The sequence below is a fragment of the Streptomyces sp. ST2-7A genome (assembly GCF_021390475.1).
GTDB lineage: Bacteria > Actinomycetota > Actinomycetes > Streptomycetales > Streptomycetaceae > Streptomyces.
In genome coordinates this window covers 37,063-58,242 of record NZ_JAJUWS010000025.1, presented here as the reverse complement: position 1 = coordinate 58,242, position 21,180 = coordinate 37,063, and the positions used below count along the sequence as shown (strand labels likewise).

Below are 21,180 nucleotides of genomic sequence, written 5' to 3'. Positions count from 1 at the left end.
GTCGGGCGTCCGGGCCCGCCCGGCCGTCGGGGCACGACGCGTAGGCTGCCGGGAGGGGCGTTCCCGTCCGTACCAAGCGGTACCCGGTGGTGGAACGGGTGCGGGGAGCGGCCCGGTGGGTACGGGGGCGACGGGTCGGGAGCCGACCGACGAGCGGAAACGGATCGCGGGCGGACCCGGGGGAACCCGGCCGCCGGAGGACGGGAGCGGGAATGGCGGTGGAGATCACCTGGTGGGGACATGCCACGGCGAGCGTGCGGGACTCGGGCACGACCGTACTCACCGACCCGCTCTTCCCCCGTTGGCTGTACCTGCTGCGTCGGCGCACCGGTGCGGTCCCGCCCACCACCGCCCACCGCGCGGACGTCGCGGTCATCTCGCACCTGCACGGCGACCACCTGCACCTGGCCTCCCTGGGGCGGATGGAGCCGGGCACCACCGTGGTACTGCCCCGGGGAGCCGTCCGGGCGGTCCCGGCGCTGCGCCGGTTGGCGCGGCGGCGCGGGTTGGAACTGCGCGAGGTCGCGGCCGGCGACAGCCTGTCGGTGGGCACCGTACGGGTGCGCGCGGTACCCGCCGCGCACGACGGTCGACGACGGCCGGGCGCGCGGCTGCGGGTCGAACCGCTGGGATTCGTGATCGAGGGCCGCGCGCGCACCTACTACGCCGGGGACACCGGATGGTTCCCCGGCATGGCGGAAGCGGTGGGGCGGGTGGACACGGCGCTGCTGCCGGTCGGCGGCTGGGGCCCCTTCCTGGGCCCCGGTCACCTGGACGCCCGGGAGGCGGCCCGGGTGGCGGCGCTGCTGGCCCCGGCCGCGGCGGTGCCGGTGCACTTCGGCACCTTCTGGCCGCTGGGCCTGGAAGGGGTGCGCCCGCACGAGTTCTCCTCGCCGGGTGACGAGTTCGTGCGGCACACGGGGCGGCTGGCCCCGGGGGTCCGGGTGCACCTGCTGGCGCCGGGACAGAGCGTCCGGCCGGTGCCCGGGAACGGTGACGGCGGATGAGCGGGACGTTCGGCGCGTCGGCGCCGGGGGGCGGAGGAGAGGGCCCGCGGTGGATACGGAAGCGGTGACGGCGGCGGTGACGGCCGCGGCGGGGACGGCGCAGGAGGTGGCCCGGGGCGTGTTCGGGTACCCCTCGCTCTTCCTGCTGGTCTTCATCGGGGCGCTGGTACCGGTGGTGCCCACCGGAGCGGTGGTCAGTTCGGCGGCGGTGGTCGCCCTGCACGAGGGGCAGCCGTTGTGGTCCTCGTTGCTGGTATTGGTGGTCGCCGCCGCCGGGGCGTTCGCCGGTGACGCCCTGCTGTTCGTGCTGGGCCGGCGCGGCCTGGAGTCGGGGGGCGCGGGTCGGTGGTGGCACCGCTTGCGCGAGCAGGTGACGCCGGAACTGTTGGACCGCTCGCGGCGGCAGTTGGAACGCCGGGGGGCGACCGTGCTGGTGCTCTCGCGGCTGGTTCCGGCGGGGCGGGTGCCGGTGCTGCTGGCCTGCATCATGGCCCGGATGCCGTTGCGCGACTACCTGCGCGGTTCGGTGCCCGCGGTGCTGGCCTGGGCCGCGACGTACCAGTTGATCGGGCTGGTCGGGGGCGCGATCTTCCCGAGCACCTGGCAGGCGGTCGCGGTCGCGGTGGGACTGGCCGTACTGGTGACGGTGGTGCCGCGGACCGGTCGGTTCCTGGTCCGCCGACGGCGGGACCGGGCGGGAGGCACGGACTCCCGGGGAGGGGTGCCGAAGTCCCCGAAGTCCTCGGAAACCCCCGGGGCACCGGCGGGGGCGGAGACGGGCACGGTCGGCGAGAACCGGTGACGACCGGCGGCGCGTCGACCCCCAACCGTCCACATGTCGGAATCATCTTGCTCGAGGAATGAGACACCCGAGAAGCTGACCGGCAGGGTCGACCGACCCCGATCCGACTCCCCGGGAGGTTCTCCCATGCCCGAGTCCACGCCCGCTCCCGCCCCCGGGGCCGGGGCACGAACGGCGGTCTACGCCCACGGCCATCACACCTCGGTGTTGCGCTCGCACCGGTGGCGGACGGCGGAGAACTCGGCGGCTTACCTGCTGCCCCACCTGCGGCCGGGCACGAATCTGCTGGACGTCGGGTGCGGGCCGGGCACCATCACCCTCGACCTGGCCGAACGGGTCGCGCCGGGCGACGTGGTCGGGATCGATCCGGCCCCCGACGTGCTGGAGACCGCCCGCGCGGAGGCGACGGCCCGGGGCGGCGCCGCCGGGAAAGCACGGTTCGTGACCGGCGACATCACCGAGCCGGAGAGCTCCGCCCTCCCCACCGGCGGCTTCGACGTCGTGCACGCCCATCAGGTCCTGCAACACCTCGGCGATCCGGTGGAAGCCCTGCGCGCGATGCGCCGACTGTGCCGACCCGACGGGATGGTGGCGGTCCGCGACGCCGATTACGCCGCGATGACCTGGTGGCCGCGCCCGCCCGCCCTCGAACTGTGGGCCGCGCTGTACCGACGGGTCGCCCGGGCGGCCGGTGGCGAACCCGACGCGGGCCGCAGGCTGTGGGGCTGGGCCCGGGAGGCGGGCTTCACGGACATCACTCCCTCGGCCTCCTCCTGGTGCTTCGCCGAGCCGGCCGACCGGGAGTGGTGGGGCGGGCTGTGGGCGGAGCGGTGCACGGCCTCGGGGTTCGCCCGTCTCGCCGTGACCGGCGGCCACGCCACGGAGGAGGAGTTGGCGGCGATCGCCGCGGGGTGGCGGGAGTGGGCCGCCGCGGAGGACGGCTGGTTCGCCGTCCTGCACGGCGAGGTGCTCTGCCGGGGGTGACACCGCTCCCCGTGCCGGCTCGACGACGACCGTGCCGGTAACCGAGGCACCCACCCACCGGCAGCCCGATCAACAGGGTGGCGGGCAGGGTTCCCCCACAGACGCACCACCACCTCGGGAACCGGCGCCCGGACACGGGCCCGCCGGGCCCGCCGGGCGTGCCGGAGGACGGAGGGCCGGGGTCCCGGCGGTGACCGGTGGTGACCGCCGGGGGCACGATTCGGCCGGAGCGGGGAATCCCCGAACCCGGCGGGCCGGCGGCCCCGTGGGGAGGCGCGGGGGCTCGTGGCCCCGGGATGCGCCGCCTCCTCGCGTCCCGCGGACCGAACCCCGGGCGGCGGACCGGCCGCTCCTCCCGTGCCGTCCGCGCGATGCCCCCACCGGCGCACGAGGCGCCGGTGGGGGCGTCGGAGGCGTGACACCCGACTCCGGGCTCCCGCGAAGCCGGTGGGCCCGCCCGGTAGGTCAGTGCGACTCGGCGTAGACGTGCCCGCAGAAGGCGGCGATCTGATCATCGCTCAGGTGACGGGCGAGGTCGGCCTCACTGATCATGCCGACCAGTCGCTTGTCCCCGTCGATGACCGGCAACCGTCGGATGCGATGCTCCGTCATCTCCTGGAGCACCTCCCCCACATCGGCCTCGGCCCCCACCCACCTCGGGGTCCCCTCGGCCAACTCCCCGCAGGTCACCCGGGAGGGGTCGTGGCCGGCGGCCACGCACTTCACCACGATGTCGCGGTCGGTGACGATGCCGCACATCCGGTCGTCGTTGTCGCTGATCGGTAGCGCCCCCACGTCGAGTTCGCGCATCAACTGGGCGGCGCGGTCGAGGGTTTCCCCGGCCGGAATCCAGCGGGCACCGGCGTGCATGATATCGGCGGCGGTGGTCATCTTCTGCCTCCCGGAGGTCTCGTTCGTGTGCTGCCACCCCGGACGGGACCGCGCGCCGGCGGGTCTCCCCGGCCCTTCCTCGTCCCGGCACCGGGACCGACGGGGCGGGGCACCGCCGGGACACGACGGACTCCCCACCCGGGGCACTTCGTCCACCCTAGGGCCGATACGCGCCGGATGCCCACCGGAGGAACTCCTCGGCCCCGGGGGGCGCCGCGGACCTCCGGGCGATCCCGGCACGGCCGCCGGAACCCGCCGGCATCCCCGGCGGAACCTCCTCCGACCGGCGAACCGACGAGCACCCCACAGTCGCTTCCGACGACTGTCGTCCGGAACCGCCGGGGCGGGGACGCGCATCGGAGCACGTCAGAGGGTGCGCAGCGCGCGGTCCAGGGCCCGGACCCCGAAGTGCAGCGCCTCCGCCGGGACCCGCTCGTCCACACCGTGGAACATCGCCTGGTAGTCGAATCCGGGCGGCAACCGCAACGGAGTGAAGCCGTACCCGACGATGCCCAGGCGGGCGAACTGCTTGGCGTCGGTCCCACCGGACATGAAGTACGGCACCACGTGCGCGCCGGGGTCGAAGTACGACAGCGCGCCGCGCAGCACGGCGTAGGTCCGCGAGTCCAGCGGGGCCTCCAAGGGCCCCATGTGGTGGTGGTACTCCCAGTCCACCGATGGACCGGTGAGGCGGTCCATGGTCTCGGTGAACTCCTCCTCGCCGCCCGGCACCACACGGCCGTCCACCGCGCCCTCGGCCCGGCCGGGGATGACGTTGATCTTCCCGCCGGCGTTCAGGACGGTCGGGTTCGCGCTGTTGCGCACGGTGGAGGCGACCAGTGTGGCGGCGGGGCCGATCGCCTCGAGGAGCTCGGTCACGGCGCGTTCCCGGGTCGCGATGTGCGCGGGATCGCCGGGTGTGTCGGCGAGCACCGCCTCCCAGGCGCGGCGGCAGGTCCCGGCCCGGTCGTCCTCGCTTCCGGTCCCGGCCGACCCGTTCGCCGACACCCCGCTCGGCGTTCCGCCCGACGGGCGCACCCCGTGCAGCACGGCCAACTCGATCAGGGCGGCGCGCACAGCGGGTGCCAATCGCAGCGGCCAGTGGTGCTCGGCGATGCGGTTCACGGCGGCGGCCAGTCGTCCGACCGCGTTCTCCCGGTTGACCTTCGAGCCGTGACCGGCCCGGCCCCGGGCGGTGAGCCGCACCCAGGAGGTGCCGCGTTCACCGGCGGCGACCGGGTAGAGCCGACGACCGTCGGCGGTGTGGCAGGTGAAGGCGCCGGACTCGCCGATGGCCTCGGTGCATCCATCGAAGAGGTCGGCGTGTTCGCGCACCAGGTGACCGGCACCGTACTCGGCGGTGTCCTCCTCGTCGGCGGTGAAGGCCAGCACGATGTCGCGGCGCGGACGCACCCCGGCCCGGGACCAGGCGCGCACCAGGGCCACGGTCATGGCGACGGCGTTCTTCATGTCGACCGCGCCGCGGCCCCACACCACGCCGTCCCGGATCTCCCCCGCGAAGGGGGGCACGGTCCAGTCGGCGGCGTCGGCGGGGACCACGTCCAGATGACCGTGGACCAGGAGGGCGTCGGCCCCGGGCTCGGTGCCGGGCAGACGGGCGACGACGTTGGTACGGCCGGGTGCCTTCTCCAGCAGTCGGGGTTCGAGTCCGGCGCCGGCCAGGCGTTCGGCCACCCACTCGGCGGCCTCGCGTTCCCGGCCGTCACCGCCGCCCCGGTTCACGGTGTCGACGCGGATCAGTTCGGCGGTGCCGTCCACCGCCTCGTCCAGGGCCCGCCGGTCGACGGGATCGGGTGGACCCGCCTCGGACCCGCCGCGATCCGGGCGGCGGGAACGGTCGGGAGCCGTCACCGGGGTCCGGGGGGAAGCGTGCTCAGCCATACCACTCCTCGACAGCGGCGGCCACGACCGTGGTGACCGCCTTGAAACAACGGATACCCCGATACATGTCCGAAACGGTGAAGGCCACTCGGCGTGAATCGATCCGTTCGACACCGGGAACGATGGTCGCGGCCCCCGCGAGGTGCTCGGCGTCGAACTCCACCTCGATGGTCCGGCGCCTCGGATCGGCCGGTGCGTGGCGCACGGCGAGGGCCGCCGCGGCCTCGGCGGCGGCCCGGATGTCGGCGGCGGTGCGGGCCGGCGGCCGGCAGACGGCGGCGTAGCGGGAGACGTGGTCCTTGACCGCGACGGTGCGGGCGGTCGGCGCCCAGGATGCGGCCTCGACGCAGGTGAGGTCGTCCCCGGTGACCAGGATCACCGGGGTTCCCCACTCGGCGACCACCAGGGAGTTGAGCCGGCCCTCGCTCGCGCGGACACCGTCGACGAAGACGCCGGTCAGGGAGTTGCCGAGGTAGGTGTGGGCGAGGACGCCCTCGTCACCGGCGCCGGTGTGGTAGCCGAGGAAGACGATGCCGTCGGCGTCGCCGTGCTGGACCCCCTCGACCATGCCCAGCGGTTTGTGCCGGCCGATCAGCACCTCGGCCCGCTCGTCGAGCCGCTCGGGCAGGAGGTTGCGCATGGTCATGTGGGCCTCGTTGACCAGCACCTCGTCGGCACCGCCGGCGAAGAGGCCCTCGACGGCGGCGTTGACGTCCGAGGTGAGCAGGGCCCTGCAGCGTTCCCACTGCGGGGTGCCGGGCAGACAGTCGGCGGGGCAGGTGACGCCGGTGGCGCCCTCCATGTCCGCGCTGATCAGGACCTTCATGGCGGGCAGGGTACGCGGGGCGGCGGGGCCGGGGCGGGCGGCGCGCCGGCGCGTCCCGACGGTTCGCGGCACGCGCGGCCGGCGCGCGCCGCCCGCGGGGTTCAGTGGGACGGGGCGGGGGCGCGGCCCAGCAGCAGGCGGTGGGCGGGGAGCTCGACCGGCCCGCCGTCGGGCCGGCGGGCGGTGGTCCCCAGGGGGACCGGTTCCGACTCCAGCACCTCCAGACCGGCCTCCCGCAACAACCGGGGGATCTCCGCGTCGGGGAGGTCGGCGGGGGTGAGGCCGGCCGCGAACACGGCGGCGAGCGAGGCGGGCGGTCCCTGCGGACGTTCCATCAGGGACCGCAGCACCGGCTCGGCCGCCGCGGCGGGTTCCACCACCAGGGCCCGACCCCGGGATCCCACCAGGGTCGCCACGCCGGCGGCCAGCGCCTCGCGCACGCCGGGCGGGGCCTGGTGCAGCACCCCGCGCAGGTACACGTGGCAGTCGCCGAGTTCGGCGTGCAGGGCCCGGACGGTGTCCGGGTCGGCGGCGTCGGCCCGCCGGAACTCCGGGGTGGGGCCGGGGTCCTCCTCGGCGGCCCGCCGGGCGAGTTCGACGGCGGTGGTCGAGACGTCGATACCGATGACCCGGCTGAAGCGGGCGGCCAGCGCACGGGTCCGGGTGCCGTTCCCGCACCCCACGTCCACCACGGGGAGGTCGGGGAGGTCGGGGTGATCGGCGCCCCCACCGGTGCCCGCGAAGAGGAGGGGCGCCCCGGGGGCGAGCACGGCGGGGGTGTCCCACAGGACGACGCCCTCACCGGGGTCGGCGTCACCGCCGGTGCCGGGCGTGTCCCCGGTTCGGGCGGGGGGAACGGATTTCCAGTACGCCTCCCACCGCTCGGCGCCGGTTCCCGGCTCGCCCGCGGGGTCGGGGGACGTCGGGTGGTGCGGTGTGGTGCCGGGTATCGCGTCGGCCATGCCGTCTCCTCGTCGTGATCCGTGCTCCTGGTTCCCGGTGGCACCCGCGGCGCGGCGCCGACGGGTACGGCGGGACGGCGCGGGACGCCGGGCATACGACCCCGGGTACGGCGCGGCGCCGCACCCGGGCGATGGGCACCGCGCCGGAGCCGTGCGCGGTGGTGGTGCCGGAGGGCCCGGTGGTGGGGTGTCGCCCCGACCGGGGACGTGCGCCGGTGACCACCGCGCGGCACCACAGGTCGGTACCGCGCGGCAGCCGGTCCGTCGGGAGGCTGCCGGCGCGGGGATCAGTGACGGGGTGGGGGTCGGTGACGGGGCAGGGACAGTTCGCACCACACCGTCTTGCCGTGCCCGGTGCGGCTGCTGCCCCAGGCCCGGGCCAGCCGGCCGACAACCGCCAGACCCCGTCCGGCCTCGTCGGTGGGTCCGGCCTCCTCCAACACCGGGAGTTCCGGGTCGGTGTCGGAGACCTCGATCAGCAGCGCGTCGGAACGCACGACGCGCAGGCCGACCGGCCCGGGACCGGCATGCCGTACGGCGTTGGCCAGGAGCTCTCCCACGACCTGCCGGGCGGGGTCGGTCAGGGAATCCAGCGACCATCCGTGGAGGCGGTCGGCCACCCATCGGCGCGCCTCGCCCACCCGACGGGCATCGGCCGGCACCTCCCGCACCGCCACGTCACCGGCCGGGATGCCGTTGAGCCGGGCCATCAGGAGAGCCACGTCGTCGCGACGGTCGTCGGGCGCGGTGGAGGCGGCCAGGGCGCGGATCACGGTGTCGCAGGCGTCGTCCATGGAGGCGGCCGGGTGGGCGGCGGACTCGCACAGTGCCGTCAGTCCGATCCCGATGTCCCGCCCGCGCACCTCCACCAGACCGTCGGTACACATGACCAGCCGGTCCCCCGGCCGTACGGGAACGGTGACCGTCCGGAAGGCGACCCCGCCGACCCCGATGGGCGCGCCGGTGGGCAGGTCGAGCAGCTCACCCCGACCGTCCCGCGCGCGGACCAGTACCGGGGGGAGGTGGCCGGCGTTGGCGATGCGCAGCGTGGAGGCGACCGGATCGTAGACGGCGTACTGACAGGTCGCCAGGTAGTGCTCCCCCAGCCGACGGGCCAGGTCGTCCAGGCCGCGCAACAGGTGCGCCGGGTCGGTGTCCATGGCCGCCATGGTCTGCACGGCGGTGCGCAACTGTCCCATCATCGCGGCGGAGTTCAGCCCGTGCCCCATGACGTCCCCGACCACCAGGGCGGTGCGGGAGCCGGGCAGTCGGATGGTGTCGAACCAGTCGCCGCCGACCCGGCCGAGCCGGGTTCCGGGCAGGTAGCGGGTGGCGACGTCGCAGCCCGCCGTGCGCGGCCGCGCCCGGGGCAGCATGCTGTCCTGGAGGGTGTCGGCGAGGTTCTCCTGCCGGGTGTACATCCGGGCGTTGTCGATCACCAGGCCGGCCCGGGCGGCGAGTTCGGCGCCGGTGGCCACGTCGATGTCGTCGAACGGCGGTCGGGAGCCGTGGCGCAGCAGGATCATGAAGCCGAGCACCACCCGGCGGGCGCGGAGCGGCACCACCAGCATGGAACGGTGGGTGATCAACGGGCGGATGTCGCGCTTCTCGAACTGCGCGGCGATGGCATCGCCCATCTCCTCGGTGATCCGGGGGACCAGCACCGGTCGGCCGGTGGTCATGCAGCGGAAGAACGGGGTGTGCTCGGGGAAGGGCATCGTCTCGCCCACCGGCACCACGTCGTCCCAGCGGCCCGGTTCGTCGTCGTGCTCGACCGCGACCCGGTGCCAGAGGGTGGAGGTGTCGGGCGGCCCGTCGGGGAAACCCTCACCGGCCACCACCTGTTCGCGCAGGTAGGTGCCGGCGACGTCGGTGAAGCGGGGCACGACGGCCCGGCTGACCTCCAGGATGGTGCGGTCCAGTTCCAGCGAGGTGCCGATGCTCGCACTGACCTCGTTGAGGAACTCCAGGCGTTCGCGCACGGCGGCGTACTCGAGATCGGGAGGCTCCCGGGTGTCCCCGGTTCCGCCGTCCGTGCCCGTCCCGGCGCGGCGGGCCCGACGCCGCTCACGGCGCGGGACGCCCCAGTCGGGGATCACCGGCAGCCGGTGCCATCGGTTGATCTCCACCATGGGATAACCGAGTTCGAGCACCCTGGAGACGATCTCGTCGCTCTCGGCGGGGCTCATGGCGGGCAGGACGCCGGCCAACCGACGGGCGACCTCGTCGTCCTCGGGGAGTTCCGCGCGGCGGGCGAAGGACGCGGTCATCAACTCCCCGGCGTCCACGGGCGGACCGGGATCCCCGACCGCTTCGAGGTCGTGGGGGTCATCGGTGGTGTCGGGGTCGCCCACCGGGACCGCGAACGGGTCGGCGGCCAGGGCGAGCAGGCGCAACGGGTGGGGCCCGGTCAGCGGATAGGTCCACCACAGGGCCTCCTGCCGGACATCGGCGCGACGGAAGGTCAGCCGACCCGAGGCGGGGTGGCCGGGGAGCGGACGGGACGGTCCGTCGACGGCGCCGGAGTACAGACCCGCGTACGCGGCCCCGTCGTCCTCGCCGTCCCCCACGACGTCGAAGACGCCCGAGACGGGGAGGACATCGGCGACGGCCCGGCCGCGGGCCTCCTCGCGGGTGAGGCCGAAGAGGCGGCGGGCCCCGGCGCTCCAGTGGGTGATGCTCCCCCGGTGGTCGGCCACCACCACGGCCAGGGGTAAGCGGCCCGGGGAGCCGGGGACCGGATCGGTCCCGCCGGCGGACGCTGCGTTCGGAGGGGTGGGCTGTTCGGCCACGGGATCTCCTTGGCGGGCGGAAGGCAGATCCCACCGTACGCCTCCGCTCCCCCTTCCCGGGAGCCGGCCGACCGATGGGGATCATCGAAACGGTGCGGTCGGACCGATGCGCGCCCAGCGTGCCCGGAGCGGACTCCCGGCGCCCGGTGGCGGAACACGCTCCGACAGGGAGCGCGACGGACGTGCCCGAGGTCGCACCGAGGGATTGACCGGCGCGTTCGCCCCGACGCACGCCGTACGGGGCTCGACGGGGCGCGCTCCGACTCCTGTCGCGGAGGAGCATGCGATCGGGTGATGCGAACGTTTTTTCGGATACAGGTGGATGCACACGAGCCCGGGTTGGGCAGCCGGGTCCCACGGCCCCGCCGCGCGCCCCGGACCCGTGCGGCAACGGTTACCCCGTGTTCACACGGAACGACCCCGTCCGGTCCCCGGCGCCGGCACGATCCGGACATGGTCGGGACGACACCCGGGGGCACCCTGCGCACCTTCCGCGAGGCCTGCCGAGCCACCGCGCGGTCGTACCCCGGGGTGACCCTCCACGAACTCACCGAGGCCCACCCCTTCCCCCACTCCCCTCCCCCGGTGGCCGCGCCGGTGATCGGGCGCGCCCTCACCGACGTCCACGCGGCGACGACGCGCGACGCGCGACGAACGGCACCGCTATCGGGTGGTGTGCCGCCAGGAGGGCGGGATGGTGGCCCTCACCGCGCCGGCGCGGATCGGCTCGCCGCCCTGGGGGTTTTGTGACCCCCGGTGTGGGCGGGGGCGTTCGAGCGGCACGGACGGCGCGTGCCGGAACCGGTGGTGTCGGCCACCCCGCCGGATCTGCCGGGACCGGATGTCCTGGACGGCCGCCGGCGGGCCGAGGTGGTCCGCCGGCGACCCCGCACCCCGGGTGAACTGTTGTTCCCCGGCGATGTTCCCCTCCCCGGTCCCGGCGGGCGCTGAGCGCCGCACCGTCCGCACCGTCCGGGCGGGGGCGCTCCGCCGACCCGTCGGGATCCGGCAAAGCCGTACGATCGGGGCGTGCGCATCGTGACGTGGAATCTGTGGTGGCGGTTCGGGCCCTGGGAGGAGCGCCGGAAGGCGATCCTGGACACGCTGCGCGAGTTGGACCCGGACGTCGTGGGCCTGCAGGAGGTGTGGCGGGAGGGCGGGGAGAACCTCGCCGCCCAGCTCGCCGTCGAACTGGGCCTGCACTGGGCCTGGGCCCCGGCGGGGTTGCCACCGCACTGGGCCGACCGGCTCGACGACCCCAACCTCGGTGTCGGGAACGCCGTTCTCAGCCGCTGGCCGATCGAGGCCACCGAGGTCCGCGGGTTGCCCGCGGCCGGCGGACCCGTGGAGGGCAGGGTCGCCCTGCACACCCGGATCGCCTCCCCGCACGGGGCGGTGCCCTTCTTCACCACCCATCTGCACTCCCCGCCCTTCGGCTCGGCGGTCCGGTGCGAGCAGGTGCGGGAGTTGGCCCGCTTCGTCGGTGAGCGCTACGGCGACGGGCCGATCCCGGCCATCGTCACCGGTGACTTCAACGCCGAGTCGGATTCCGACGAGTTGCGGCTGTTCGGCGGATCGCGGACGGCGCCGGTGGTACCGGGACAGGTGATGCTCGACGTGTGGCGGTACGCCGAGCCGGGTGCGCCGTGGGCGAGTTGGGACCCCCGCAACGAGTATCTGCGGCACCCGGCGGTGTTCCCCTCCCGGATCGACTACATCCACGTCGGCCTCCCCGGCCCCCGGGGCGTGGTCGGGGTGCGTTCGGTGGGGCTCGCGGGGGACGGGCCGGTGGGTGGGGTGTGGCCCTCGGATCACCTCGCGGTGGTGGCCGACCTCATCCCGCCGGAGGAACTGCCGGAGTTGCGCTGAGCCGTTCCCCCGACGCGCGCCCGGCGGGGTTCCGGCGGGGCGGGGGCCGATCCCGCCGGATGGCGGGATCCCACCCCTGAATGCACATCAAAAATGCGTCTTTGATAGTCTCCGGGCGTGCGGCTGACGAAGTTCACCGACCTGGCGCTGCGTGCCGTCATGCGCCTGGCGGTCTGCGACGAGGGCGAGACCCTGACCACCCGGGAGGTGGCGGACGGCGTCGCCGTCCCCCACACCCACATGGCCAAGGCCATCACCCGCCTCCAACACCTCGGGGTGGTGGAGGCCCGTCGGGGACGCGGGGGTGGTCTCACCCTGACGGACTTCGGCCGCCACGCCTCCATCGGCTGGATGGTGCGGGAACTGGAGGGTGAGGAGGAGGTCGTCGCCTGCGAGGGGGATCCGCCCTGCCCACTGCGCGCCGTCTGTCGTCTGCGCGGGGCACTGCGCGAGGCGCAGGAGGCGTTCCACCGGACCCTGGACCCGCTCACCCCCGCCGACCTGATCTCCTCCCCCGCCGGCCCGGTCCTGCTGGGCCTGCCCCGCACGGGACCCGACCGGACCGCCGGTCCGGGGTGACACCCCGGACCCGACCACCCCGCCCGTCCCCACACCTCACCGGAAGCCCATCGGGGCGTACCTTTTCGCGCCCCAAAACACGAAGATCATTTACCTATTAGGAGTCGCCGTGCTCTCCGAACGATCCACCCCGATCGTCCGTGCCACCCTCCCCGCCGTCGGTGCCGCGCTGGACCGGATCACCGATCGGTTCTACCGTCGCATGTTCGAGGCCCGGCCCGACCTGCTGCGCGACCTGTTCAACCGGGGCAACCAGGCCAACGGGGAACAGCGTCGGGCCCTGGCCGGGTCGGTCGCCGCCTTCGCGGGGATGCTCGTCGAACACCCCGACCGTCGCCCGGACACGATGCTGCGGCGCATCGCCCACAAGCACGTCTCCCTGGGCATCACCGCCGAGCAGTACGACATCGTCCACCACCACCTGATGTCCGCCATCGGCGAGACCCTGGGCGAGGCCGTGACCCCCGAGGTCGCGGCGGCCTGGGACGAGGTCTACTGGCTGATGGCCCGGGCCCTGATCGCGCTGGAGGCCGACCTGTACCGGGAGGCGGGCACGACCGCCGGGGAGGTCTGGGGCCGCATGGAGGTGGTGGACCGGCGGCGGGAGACCGAGGACGTCGTCACCCTCGCCCTGCGGCCGACCGACGACCGGTCGCTGCCCCCCTTCCGACCCGGCCAGTACGTCGGCATACGCGTCGAACTCCCGGACGGCGCGCGTCAGATCCGGCAGTACAGCCTGATCGGCCCGGCCAACGGCTCCGAGCGGCGGATCTCGGTCAAGCGGGTACGGGGCACCGAGGGGACCGGGGGCGCCGGCACCCCCGACGGCGAGGTCTCCCACCTGTTGCACGACCGGGCCCGGGTGGGGGATGTCCTCGACGTCACCCTCCCCTTCGGTGATCTTCCACTGCCCGGGGGCGAGGGTCCGATCCTGTTGGCCTCCGCCGGTATCGGCATCACGCCGCTGCTCGCCGTCCTCGAACACCTGGCGGCCACCGGCTCCGACCGCCCCGTCCTGGTGGCGCACGCCGACCGCTCCCCGATCGACCACGCCCACCGGGAACTCCAGCGGGAACTGGTCGACAAGCTCCCGAACGCCTCGCTACGGGTGTGGTACGAGCGCACCGCCGACGGTGCCCCGGGGGATCCGATCGATCCGACCGAGCTCGAACTCCCGCCCCACCCCTCCGCTCCGACGGCCTGGCTGTGCGGCCCGCTGCCGTTCATGCGGGCCGTGCGCAACGACCTGCTGGAGCGCGGGGTGCCCGCCGCCGGCGTCCACTACGAGGTCTTCGGTCCCGACCTCTGGATCGCCGACCACTGACGCTCCCCGGGGGCCCGCCCTCGGGGGCGGTCGGGTGGGGTCGGGCCGCCCCGCTGCCGGGGCGGCGGGTCTCAGCCGGCCGCGCGCGGGCGGCCGGCGCGGCCCGGCCGGCCCCGTTCCGTGCCGGTTCGCCCCCGCTCACGGTCGGCAGGCCGGACGCGCCGACCGCCGGCCGGTTCGGCCGATGGAAGCGGCAGCCCGGCGACGGCCGCCTCCGCCCGTTCGAGGAGTTCGCCGAGCGGGGGCGGGGCGGTGTCGCCGTCGCCGAGCCCGGCACCGAACCCGGCGGCCGGCGGGGCGGTGAGGCGCAGCCGCTCGACACCGCGCCGGGCGTGCGGCGCCTCCACGTCCAGGGCCAGTCGCCAGGAGTGCAGCCGGGTGATGTCGCCGCGCTCGGCGCTCCCCCGGTCGAAGAGGGGGTCACCCTCGATCGGGTGGCCGATCCAGGCGAGATGCACCCGGATCTGGTGGCGGCGTCCGGTGACCGGCCGCACCACCAGGAAGGAGTGATCGGCACCCTCCCACACCCGGGCGAAGACCGTGGTGGAGGGGTGGTTCCGCTTGTCCGGCAGCTCGGTGTCGGGTGCCAGGGCCCAGGTGCGACCGTCCTCGGCACGCACGATGTCCTCGCGGTTGCCCGCCACCCGTACCCGGTTCTTGCGCCCCGTGGTCAGTGGCAGATCGATCGTGCCGCTCTCCGGCAGGCCGGTGGAGCGGGTGATCACCAGATAGTCCTTCTCGACCGTTCGTCGGTTGAACTGACGGGTCAGGTCGCCGTGGAAACGCAGTTCCCGGGCGAGGAGGACGAGGCCGGAGGTGACCTTGTCGATGCGGTGGACGGGGAAGAGCCGTTCGCCGTGCTCGGCCGCCATCTCCACCAGGTCGGTGTCGTGGCGCTCACCGGTCACCGAGATCCCGGTCGGCTTGTTGAGCGCCAGGATCGTCTCGTCCTCGTGGACGAGCGAGGTCGCTCGCAGCTCGGGCCAGGAGGTCGGCCAGGGGGTCACCGGTGGTCCCTTCGACGGAGGCGGGTCCCGGGGGCGGAGGAGCCGCCCCCGGGACCCGCCAGTCTACGGGCGCGGCCGGCCCACCCCTCGGTCCGTCGGGGTAGGGAGCCGGTCGCCCCTCCCCCGGCGCCTCACGCCCCCGGTTCCCGCCGGCCGGGCCCCGACCGCCCTCCGGGAGCGGGACCGCCTGTTCCGTCGGGCCCCTCCGGCTCGGCCGGCTCGGCGGCCCCGGGACCGGTCGCCGCCTCCTCCGGTCCCGGTACGCCGGTCTCGCCGCCGCCGGTGAACGTCTCACCGCCGGCCGGGACCCGGGCCGCCCCGTCGTCGGACGCCCCGGCCGCGTCGTCCACCGCGTCGCTCCCCCGCCGGGACCCGCGTCGACGGGGTTCGGGCGCCACGGCCGCCGCCACCGCCACCAGGACCGGCAGCACGGCCATCGGGATCAGGAGCGTCGAGTAGTCACCGGCGACGTCCCGGCCGAGCGCGACCGCCACCGGCCCCAGCGCGCTGGCCGCGATGACGCCCGTGTGCGCGACGCCCCGAATGGCACCCAGGTGGGTGGTACCGAAGTACCGGGGAACGGCGGCCGACTCGACCGTGCGCATCATGCCGCCGGCCGCCCCCATGATCACCCCGTACCCGAGGGCCGTGAAGCCGGGCGAGACGTGCCCCAGGAAGACGATGCCGCAGGCCATCAGGACCATCGATCCGGAGAGCACCAGGCGGGGGGAGAAGCGGTCCACCAGGAACCCCGCCCCGATGGTGACCAGCAGCACGGCGGCGGTCTGGGGCAGGAAGTTGGCGGCGGCCTCGATGGTGCTCAGGCCGCGCTCGCCGAGGATGTCGATCTGGTGGAAGGCCAGGCCGGTGCCGAGCATGCTGCTGGTGGACAGACAGCCGACGATCACCCAGAACATCCCGGTGCGCATCGCCGCGCGCAGCGGCCATCCCTCCGCCGCCCGGTCTCCCCGGTCGTCGTCGGCGGGCGCGACGCCGTCCACGTGCTGGCCGATGTCGGCGGGGCGGTTGCGGATGCCCCACACCGCGATCGGGATCACCACGGCCCACACCAGCAGGCCCTGGATGGCCCAGGTCTCCCGCCATCCAGTGAACGCGATCAGGCGTTCGAAGACAACGGGAGCGGTGGAGATCCCGGCGGTCCCCAGCGCCCCGGCCAGGCCCAGCGCGAAACCGCGCCGACGATCGAACCAGTAGGCGACGGTGGTGGTGGCGACCAGGGAGAGCGCCCCCTGTCCGGCCATCCGGATGCCGACGAAGCCGGCGGTGAGGCCGACGACGCCACTGACGGCGGAGAGCGCGAGCAGCACCGCGCCGAAGACGGCGCCGACGATCGCCATCACCAGCCGGGGGCCCCAGCGGTCGATCGCCCGACCGATCATCGGCATGGCGCAGGCGCCGACCAGCGTGCCGATGAGGTAGGCGGTGGAGATCTGCGTCCGGCCGATGCCCAGATCCTCGATGAGGGGATCGATCATGACCGAGATGCCGTGGGTCTGACCGGGGGCGGTCATGGCCAGGGCGACGGCGCTGAAGCCGACGATCCGCCATCCGTGGAAGCGGGTGTCGGTGGGTGGCCGGGCGCCGTCGCCCGGCGGCGTGGAGACGTCGTCTCCGGCGACGCGGGACGAATGGCGTAGAAAGCGCTTGCTCACGGACGGACCTCCGGACCCGGGACATGACTGCGGGATACAGCGATCATCGCAGACCCCTTCCCACCATTCGGCGTCGTTTCACCCCGGAGGCCCCCGAACACTCCCGGAACCGCACGAACGGGCCGGTGGGCGCGGAGGCATCCCGCGTCCACCGGCCCGATGGTGTCGGCCGCGCCGCCCGGTCAGTGACCGACGAGCTGTCCGCCGAGCTTCTCCCGGATCGCGGCGCTGTTCTTGTTCAGGCCGATGATGGTGACCTTCTTGCCGCGGGCCGCGTACTTCGTCTCCACCGCGTCGAGCGCGGCCACCGAGGAGGCGTCCCAGATGTGCGCGGAGGACAGGTCGATGACCACGTCGTCCGGGTCCTCGCGGTAGTTGAACTGGTAGACGAGGTCGTTGGAGGAGGCGAAGAACAGCTCGCCGGTGACGGAGTAGACGACCTGCTTGCCCTCCGGGTCCACCACGCCGGAGACGTTCGCGAGGTGGGCGACCCGACGGGCGAAGGCGACCATCGCGGTGATCACACCGACGATGACGCCGATGGCCAGGTTGTGGGTGACGACCACCACGACCACGGTGACGGTCATGACGACGGTCTCGCTGATCGGCATCCGGCGCAGGGTGGCGGGGGCGACCGAGTGCCAGTCGAAGGTGGCGAAGGCGACCAGGATCATCACCGCGACCAGGGCGGCCATCGGGATCTGCGAGACCACCGGACCGAAGGCGATGCACATGAGCATCAGGAAGACACCGGACAGGAAGGTGGACAGGCGGGTGCGGGCCCCGGCGGTCTTCACGTTGATCATGGTCTGGCCGATCATGGCGCAGCCGCCCATGCCGCCGAAGAAGCCGGTGATCACGTTGGCGACGCCCTGACCGATGGACTCACGGGTCTTGTTGGAGTGGGTGTCGGTGATGTCGTCCACCAGCTTGGCGGTCATCAGCGATTCCATCAGACCGACCAGGGCGAAGGCGAAGGCGTAGGGGGCGATGATCGCCAGGCCCTCGCCGGTCAGCGGCATGTCGGGCAGGCCCGGCACCGGCAGCGCGGAGGGCAGCTCACCCTTGTCCCCGACGGTCGGCACGGCGATCGCGGCGGCGATGGTGATGACGGTCAGCACCACGATGGAAACCAGGGGCGCGGGCACCACCTTCGTGATCCGGGGGAACAGGATCATCATGGCCAGGCCGGCCACGACCAGCGGGTAGACCGCGAAGGGGACGTTCCGCAGTTCGGGGACCTGGGCCAGGAAGATGAGGATCGCCAGCGCGTTGACGAAGCCGACCATGACACTGCGCGGGACGAACCGCATCAACCGGGCGACCCCGAGGGCGCCCAGGACGATCTGGAAGATCCCACCCAGGATGACCGCGCCGATCAGGTACCCGAGGCCGTACTCGTGGTTGAGGGGCGCGATGACCAGGGCCATCGCCCCGGTGGCCGCGGAGATCATCGCCTTGCGTCCACCGACGATCGAGATCACCACGGCCATGGTGAAGGAGGCGAACAGACCCACGCTGGGGTCCACGCCCGCGATGATGGAGAAGGAGATCGCCTCGGGGATCAGCGCCAGGGCCACGACGAGACCGGCGAGCACCTCGGTGCGGAAGACCTTCGGAGAGGCGAAGAAGGAGGGACGGTACAGGCGCGGCCGACGGGCCGCGGTGGTATCAGCGGACATGCATCCGTTTCCGTTCGGGCACGCGGGACTGCCGCGCGCGGACATACAGGACGGCCGCGAGAAGTCACGGACTCCGGGCCGGATGTGGTGGGGGTCTTCCGCGTTCACTACGCGGCGACCGGACCGGCACCGGACACTGCGGTGCCGAACGGGCTTCGTTGCCCGGGAAGCATGGGGTGGAGGGGATGGAGCCGATGCGCCCGAACCCGGGACGCGGGGCCTCCCGCTCATCAAGAACTCTACCCTCACGTGAGGGATGATCTCGACCACCACCAGCTCACAACCGGGAAAACTCCCTGTTAAACGCTGTGAGAGTGATCACTGGGACGGGGGTGGGGTGACGTGTTCGCGAAACTTCCGGGAACGCCGCGGGAAGGTTCGAACCGCGGAACCGGCCGGTAGGCTGTGGGAGCACGCGAACGTGCCCCGACCGGGGACGAGGGAAGGGCGACACGGTGACGGACCACGGGCGGCACATGCAGATCGGTCGGGTCGCCGAACGCACCGGACTGTCCCTGCGCACCATCCGGCACTACGAGGAACTCGGCCTGGTGACCCCCTCCGCCCGCAGCAAGGGCGGCTTCCGGCTCTACACCGAATCCGACGTCGAACGCCTCATGATGGCCCGCCGGATGAAACCACTGGACTTCTCCCTCGAGGAAATGGGCGAACTCCTGGGCATCATCGACGCTCTGGCCGCCCGCGACCCCGAACCCGGGCCGGAGGAGGCCGAGCGACTGCGCGAGCGACTGCGCGCCTACCAACAGATCACCGACGCCCGCTGCGAGAAACTCCGCGCCCAACTCATGGCCGCCGAGGGCTTCGCCGCCACCCTCAAAAACCGCCTGGCCCACCGGAGTCGGTGAAGGCGGGGGGGGGGAAGGATGGAAGCGAGGGCGGAAGAGATCGCCGCTCCGGGGAGGCGGAGGCCGGGGGACGGGCTCGCCCACCCGGAACGGCGCGGAAGCAGGCCGATCCCGCACCCAACCGGGAACGACGAGCGGGGCAACCCTAACACCACGTGAGGTTTTCCGGCCAGGCCCAGCGGATGCCTTCACGCGAAAAGCGCGAGGGTGTTCGGGGCCGCCCGCCCACGTGGCCTTGGGCGGGATGACCGACGACACACTCTCGCGCCATGAAAACCCTACCCCGACGGCAGGGTGCGCCGGCAAGACCGGCGCCCCGCCCCGGGAGTGTCACCGCAATTCCGCCGCCGGGTCGGTGGCCAACCAGCCCCGGACCCCCCAGTGATCCACCGCCCGACACAGTGTCTCCCGCGCCCTTTCGGTGGTCTCTCCACCGGCCTCCCCCCACCGGTCGGCGAACCACCGCGCCAGGGAGGCCGCGGCCTCCGGCCCCTCCAACACGTTCAACCTCTGTTGGGAACCCAGATGGGTTCCCAACAGCAGCATCGCCGTGTGATCCACCGACCCCGAGGCATCCGCCAGAAACGCCTGGATCGCCTGCCGCACCGTCGGCACCGCCATCGGCGGGGAAGGCGCCCGCCCGCGAACCGCCCGGGGCGGGGAGGACGAACAGGAGGGCTCGGCCGGGGACTCCGGAGACGGAGCCGTAACCTCGGTCCTCGCCTCGGAGACGGAGGTTTTCGGGGAGGTGGCGAGCGCTTCGGGCCGGCGCGGCACGGGCGGTTCATCCCCCACCGGGGGGCCGGGCCTCCTGTCGCGCGGAGGCGGTGGGGTCGATCCGGGCGCGTGCAGGGCTCGGGAGACGTAATCCCCGTGTACCGCCACGTTCTCGGCGATCGAGCGCTCCAGCGCCGGCGCGTCGCACTCCCGGCACAGCGGCAACTGCCGCCATCCGATGATGGACAGCTGATTGCCGCGCGAGTACCGGGTCATCGCCTGGGGTCGCTCCACCAGGTCATCCCGACCGCACCCCGCGCACACCGGCACACCCCGCATCCACGAGGCCCCGCAGCGCAGGCAACTCACCCGGATGTCCGAACCCCGGTTCTCGCCCCGTAGTTCCTCTTCCTCACCGCAGGAGGGACAACTCGGTGTCGCGGCCATCCGCCTCCACCACCCTTTCCGACTTCTTCGATCGCCCCGGGGGTCGTTCACGGTTCCCATCCCGGTACCCGACCGGCGCCCCTCGGGGCTCGTCGACCTCCGTCACGTCCGGAGGGGCTTCACGCCGCCTCCCCGGCACCCGCGCGGTAGTGGAGGATCAGAGCTCGACCGGAATCGCGGGAAGCTCCTCCCACAACTGTCGCATATCGGTGTAGTGACGTTCGGGAAGGCGCTGCAGGACCAGTCGCACCTCCGGACGGGCCTCGGCGGCGGCGAGCAGGAGTTCGTCCCTGCTCGCCGCTCCCGAGCGGAAGGCTTCGGAGAGATGGTCGGCGATTTCGATCCGGGTGACCTCGTTGGCCATGAAGAACTCCGATCCGAGGAGGGGTGGCGGAGCAGGGAACCCCCGGGCACCTCTCGCATCACGCGGATGCGGCGGGGCGATGACTCGCGCACCCGGATGCCAGGCCCCGAAAACAGGCATACTCTAACGCAGCTGGAGAGTCACGGGCACTCCCCTCCGATCGGAGGGGAGAAGTTCGCTGGGAGGAGACCCTTCGAAAGCGAGGGGAAACCTTCCACTCTCACGTCGGGCGAGGGTATAGTGAGCGAGTCGGTGTGTCGCGGTGGACTGGCGCGGCGCCGACCGGGTGACTCCGGGGCGTCCCCCCCTTTCGAACCGGAGTCCCCGCCTCCGGCCCCTCCCCGTCACCGACTCGAGCAAGGGTTACGGGAGAGGCCGGAGCCTTGGCGTCCCGCTCCGACTCCCCTCACCGAAAAGGCCGACGCCCCGTGAGGTCCATCTTCCGAGAGGGAACGCCCCGATCCGGGGGGATCGGGCTCTTCAGCG

Annotated in this window: 18 protein-coding genes; 8 read left to right on the top strand and 10 right to left on the bottom strand. The window is 73.5% G+C overall.

All coding sequences use genetic code 11. The features are described 5' to 3' along the window. The first annotated feature begins 212 nt into the window (after positions 1–212). The 3 genes from LZF96_RS16215 to LZF96_RS16205 all read left to right on the top strand — a co-directional run bounded on the left by LZF96_RS16215 (position 213) and on the right by LZF96_RS16205 (position 2,793). Positions 213–1,007, top strand: a complete 795-nt coding sequence (locus LZF96_RS16215; RefSeq protein ID WP_233872387.1) for an MBL fold metallo-hydrolase — start codon at positions 213–215, stop codon at positions 1,005–1,007. Between the two features lie 49 nt (positions 1,008–1,056). Next, positions 1,057–1,809 (top strand): DedA family protein, encoded by a 753-nt coding sequence (locus tag LZF96_RS16210; protein WP_233872384.1) that lies wholly within the window; start codon positions 1,057–1,059, stop codon positions 1,807–1,809. A gap of 126 nt (positions 1,810–1,935) precedes the next feature. Beyond that, entirely contained in the window at positions 1,936–2,793 is an 858-nt protein-coding gene (locus tag LZF96_RS16205) for a methyltransferase domain-containing protein (protein WP_233872381.1), read from the top strand. A gap of 465 nt (positions 2,794–3,258) precedes the next feature. Here LZF96_RS16205 and LZF96_RS16200 read toward each other — a convergent pair whose 3' ends face one another. The 5 genes from LZF96_RS16200 to LZF96_RS16180 form a co-directional block, all read right to left on the bottom strand. After that, positions 3,259–3,684: a CBS domain-containing protein gene (locus LZF96_RS16200; RefSeq protein ID WP_233872378.1), complete on the bottom strand. Its 426-nt coding sequence runs from the start codon at positions 3,682–3,684 to the stop codon at positions 3,259–3,261. 366 nt (positions 3,685–4,050) lie between these two features. Further along, positions 4,051–5,586, bottom strand: coding sequence for a M20/M25/M40 family metallo-hydrolase (locus LZF96_RS16195; RefSeq protein ID WP_233872375.1), 1,536 nt, complete (start codon positions 5,584–5,586; stop codon positions 4,051–4,053). Further along, a complete protein-coding gene (locus LZF96_RS16190) occupies positions 5,579–6,412 on the bottom strand; it encodes a M55 family metallopeptidase (protein ID WP_233872372.1) in 834 nt (277 codons plus the stop codon). Before LZF96_RS16190 ends, LZF96_RS16195 begins: the two co-directional genes overlap by 8 nt. Before the next feature lie 101 nt (positions 6,413–6,513). Beyond that, positions 6,514–7,374: a class I SAM-dependent methyltransferase gene (locus LZF96_RS16185; protein ID WP_233872369.1), complete on the bottom strand. Its 861-nt coding sequence runs from the start codon at positions 7,372–7,374 to the stop codon at positions 6,514–6,516. A gap of 287 nt (positions 7,375–7,661) precedes the next feature. Beyond that, positions 7,662–10,166 carry a SpoIIE family protein phosphatase gene (locus LZF96_RS16180; protein ID WP_233872366.1) on the bottom strand — a complete coding sequence of 835 codons (2,505 nt, stop codon included), beginning with the start codon at positions 10,164–10,166 and terminating at the stop codon, positions 7,662–7,664. A 453-nt stretch (positions 10,167–10,619) separates the two neighbouring features. Here LZF96_RS16180 and LZF96_RS16175 point away from each other — a divergent pair, with 453 nt between their 5' ends. The 4 genes from LZF96_RS16175 to LZF96_RS16160 all read left to right on the top strand — a co-directional run bounded on the left by LZF96_RS16175 (position 10,620) and on the right by LZF96_RS16160 (position 13,938). After that, entirely contained in the window at positions 10,620–10,916 is a 297-nt protein-coding gene (locus LZF96_RS16175; RefSeq protein ID WP_233872363.1) for a hypothetical protein, read from the top strand. Between the two features lie 279 nt (positions 10,917–11,195). Further along, complete coding sequence (locus LZF96_RS16170; protein WP_233872360.1) at positions 11,196–12,035, top strand: endonuclease/exonuclease/phosphatase family protein; 840 nt, start codon at positions 11,196–11,198, stop codon at positions 12,033–12,035. Positions 12,036–12,152: 117 nt separating this feature from the next. Continuing rightward, positions 12,153–12,614: an Rrf2 family transcriptional regulator gene (locus LZF96_RS16165; protein WP_233872357.1), complete on the top strand. Its 462-nt coding sequence runs from the start codon at positions 12,153–12,155 to the stop codon at positions 12,612–12,614. Between the two features lie 109 nt (positions 12,615–12,723). Next, on the top strand, positions 12,724–13,938 hold the full coding sequence (locus tag LZF96_RS16160) for a globin domain-containing protein (protein WP_233872354.1): 1,215 nt from the start codon (positions 12,724–12,726) through the stop codon (positions 13,936–13,938). Between the two features lie 71 nt (positions 13,939–14,009). On the opposite strand, the gene LZF96_RS16155 is transcribed toward LZF96_RS16160, so the two are convergent. The 3 genes from LZF96_RS16155 to LZF96_RS16145 form a co-directional block, all read right to left on the bottom strand. Next, positions 14,010–14,945, bottom strand: coding sequence for an RluA family pseudouridine synthase (locus LZF96_RS16155; protein ID WP_233872351.1), 936 nt, complete (start codon positions 14,943–14,945; stop codon positions 14,010–14,012). A 131-nt stretch (positions 14,946–15,076) separates the two neighbouring features. Beyond that, on the bottom strand, positions 15,077–16,618 hold the full coding sequence (locus LZF96_RS16150; RefSeq protein WP_233872348.1) for an MFS transporter: 1,542 nt from the start codon (positions 16,616–16,618) through the stop codon (positions 15,077–15,079). A gap of 182 nt (positions 16,619–16,800) precedes the next feature. Next, on the bottom strand, positions 16,801–18,300 hold the full coding sequence (locus tag LZF96_RS16145; RefSeq protein ID WP_233872344.1) for a SulP family inorganic anion transporter: 1,500 nt from the start codon (positions 18,298–18,300) through the stop codon (positions 16,801–16,803). 476 nt (positions 18,301–18,776) lie between these two features. Between LZF96_RS16145 and LZF96_RS16140 the strand changes: the two genes are divergently transcribed. Then, complete coding sequence (locus LZF96_RS16140; RefSeq protein ID WP_233872477.1) at positions 18,777–19,166, top strand: MerR family transcriptional regulator; 390 nt, start codon at positions 18,777–18,779, stop codon at positions 19,164–19,166. Positions 19,167–19,496: 330 nt separating this feature from the next. Here the strand turns inward: LZF96_RS16140 and LZF96_RS16135 are convergent, their stop codons facing one another. Together LZF96_RS16135 and LZF96_RS16130 are read right to left on the bottom strand one after the other, a co-directional pair. Then, positions 19,497–20,330 carry a hypothetical protein gene (locus tag LZF96_RS16135; protein ID WP_233872341.1) on the bottom strand — a complete coding sequence of 278 codons (834 nt, stop codon included), beginning with the start codon at positions 20,328–20,330 and terminating at the stop codon, positions 19,497–19,499. A 157-nt stretch (positions 20,331–20,487) separates the two neighbouring features. After that, positions 20,488–20,694 (bottom strand): hypothetical protein, encoded by a 207-nt coding sequence (locus LZF96_RS16130; protein WP_233872338.1) that lies wholly within the window; start codon positions 20,692–20,694, stop codon positions 20,488–20,490. Positions 20,695–21,180: the final 486 nt, after the last annotated feature.

Excerpts from the sequence above, each read along its gene's own strand:
- LZF96_RS16195 (WP_233872375.1), bottom strand. The coding sequence starts at position 5,586 with ATGGCTGAGCACGCTTCCCCCCGGACCCCGGTGACGGCTCCCGACCGT.
- LZF96_RS16200 (WP_233872378.1), bottom strand. The coding sequence starts at position 3,684 with ATGACCACCGCCGCCGATATCATGCACGCCGGTGCCCGCTGGATTCCG.
- LZF96_RS16135 (WP_233872341.1), bottom strand. The coding sequence starts at position 20,330 with ATGGCCGCGACACCGAGTTGTCCCTCCTGCGGTGAGGAAGAGGAACTA.
- LZF96_RS16175 (WP_233872363.1), top strand. The coding sequence starts at position 10,620 with ATGGTCGGGACGACACCCGGGGGCACCCTGCGCACCTTCCGCGAGGCC.
- LZF96_RS16145 (WP_233872344.1), bottom strand. The coding sequence starts at position 18,300 with ATGTCCGCTGATACCACCGCGGCCCGTCGGCCGCGCCTGTACCGTCCC.
- LZF96_RS16130 (WP_233872338.1), bottom strand. The coding sequence starts at position 20,694 with ATGGCCAACGAGGTCACCCGGATCGAAATCGCCGACCATCTCTCCGAA.
- LZF96_RS16185 (WP_233872369.1), bottom strand. The coding sequence starts at position 7,374 with ATGGCCGACGCGATACCCGGCACCACACCGCACCACCCGACGTCCCCC.
- LZF96_RS16140 (WP_233872477.1), top strand. The coding sequence starts at position 18,777 with ATGCAGATCGGTCGGGTCGCCGAACGCACCGGACTGTCCCTGCGCACC.
- LZF96_RS16205 (WP_233872381.1), top strand. The coding sequence starts at position 1,936 with ATGCCCGAGTCCACGCCCGCTCCCGCCCCCGGGGCCGGGGCACGAACG.
- LZF96_RS16215 (WP_233872387.1), top strand. The coding sequence starts at position 213 with ATGGCGGTGGAGATCACCTGGTGGGGACATGCCACGGCGAGCGTGCGG.
- LZF96_RS16190 (WP_233872372.1), bottom strand. The coding sequence starts at position 6,412 with ATGAAGGTCCTGATCAGCGCGGACATGGAGGGCGCCACCGGCGTCACC.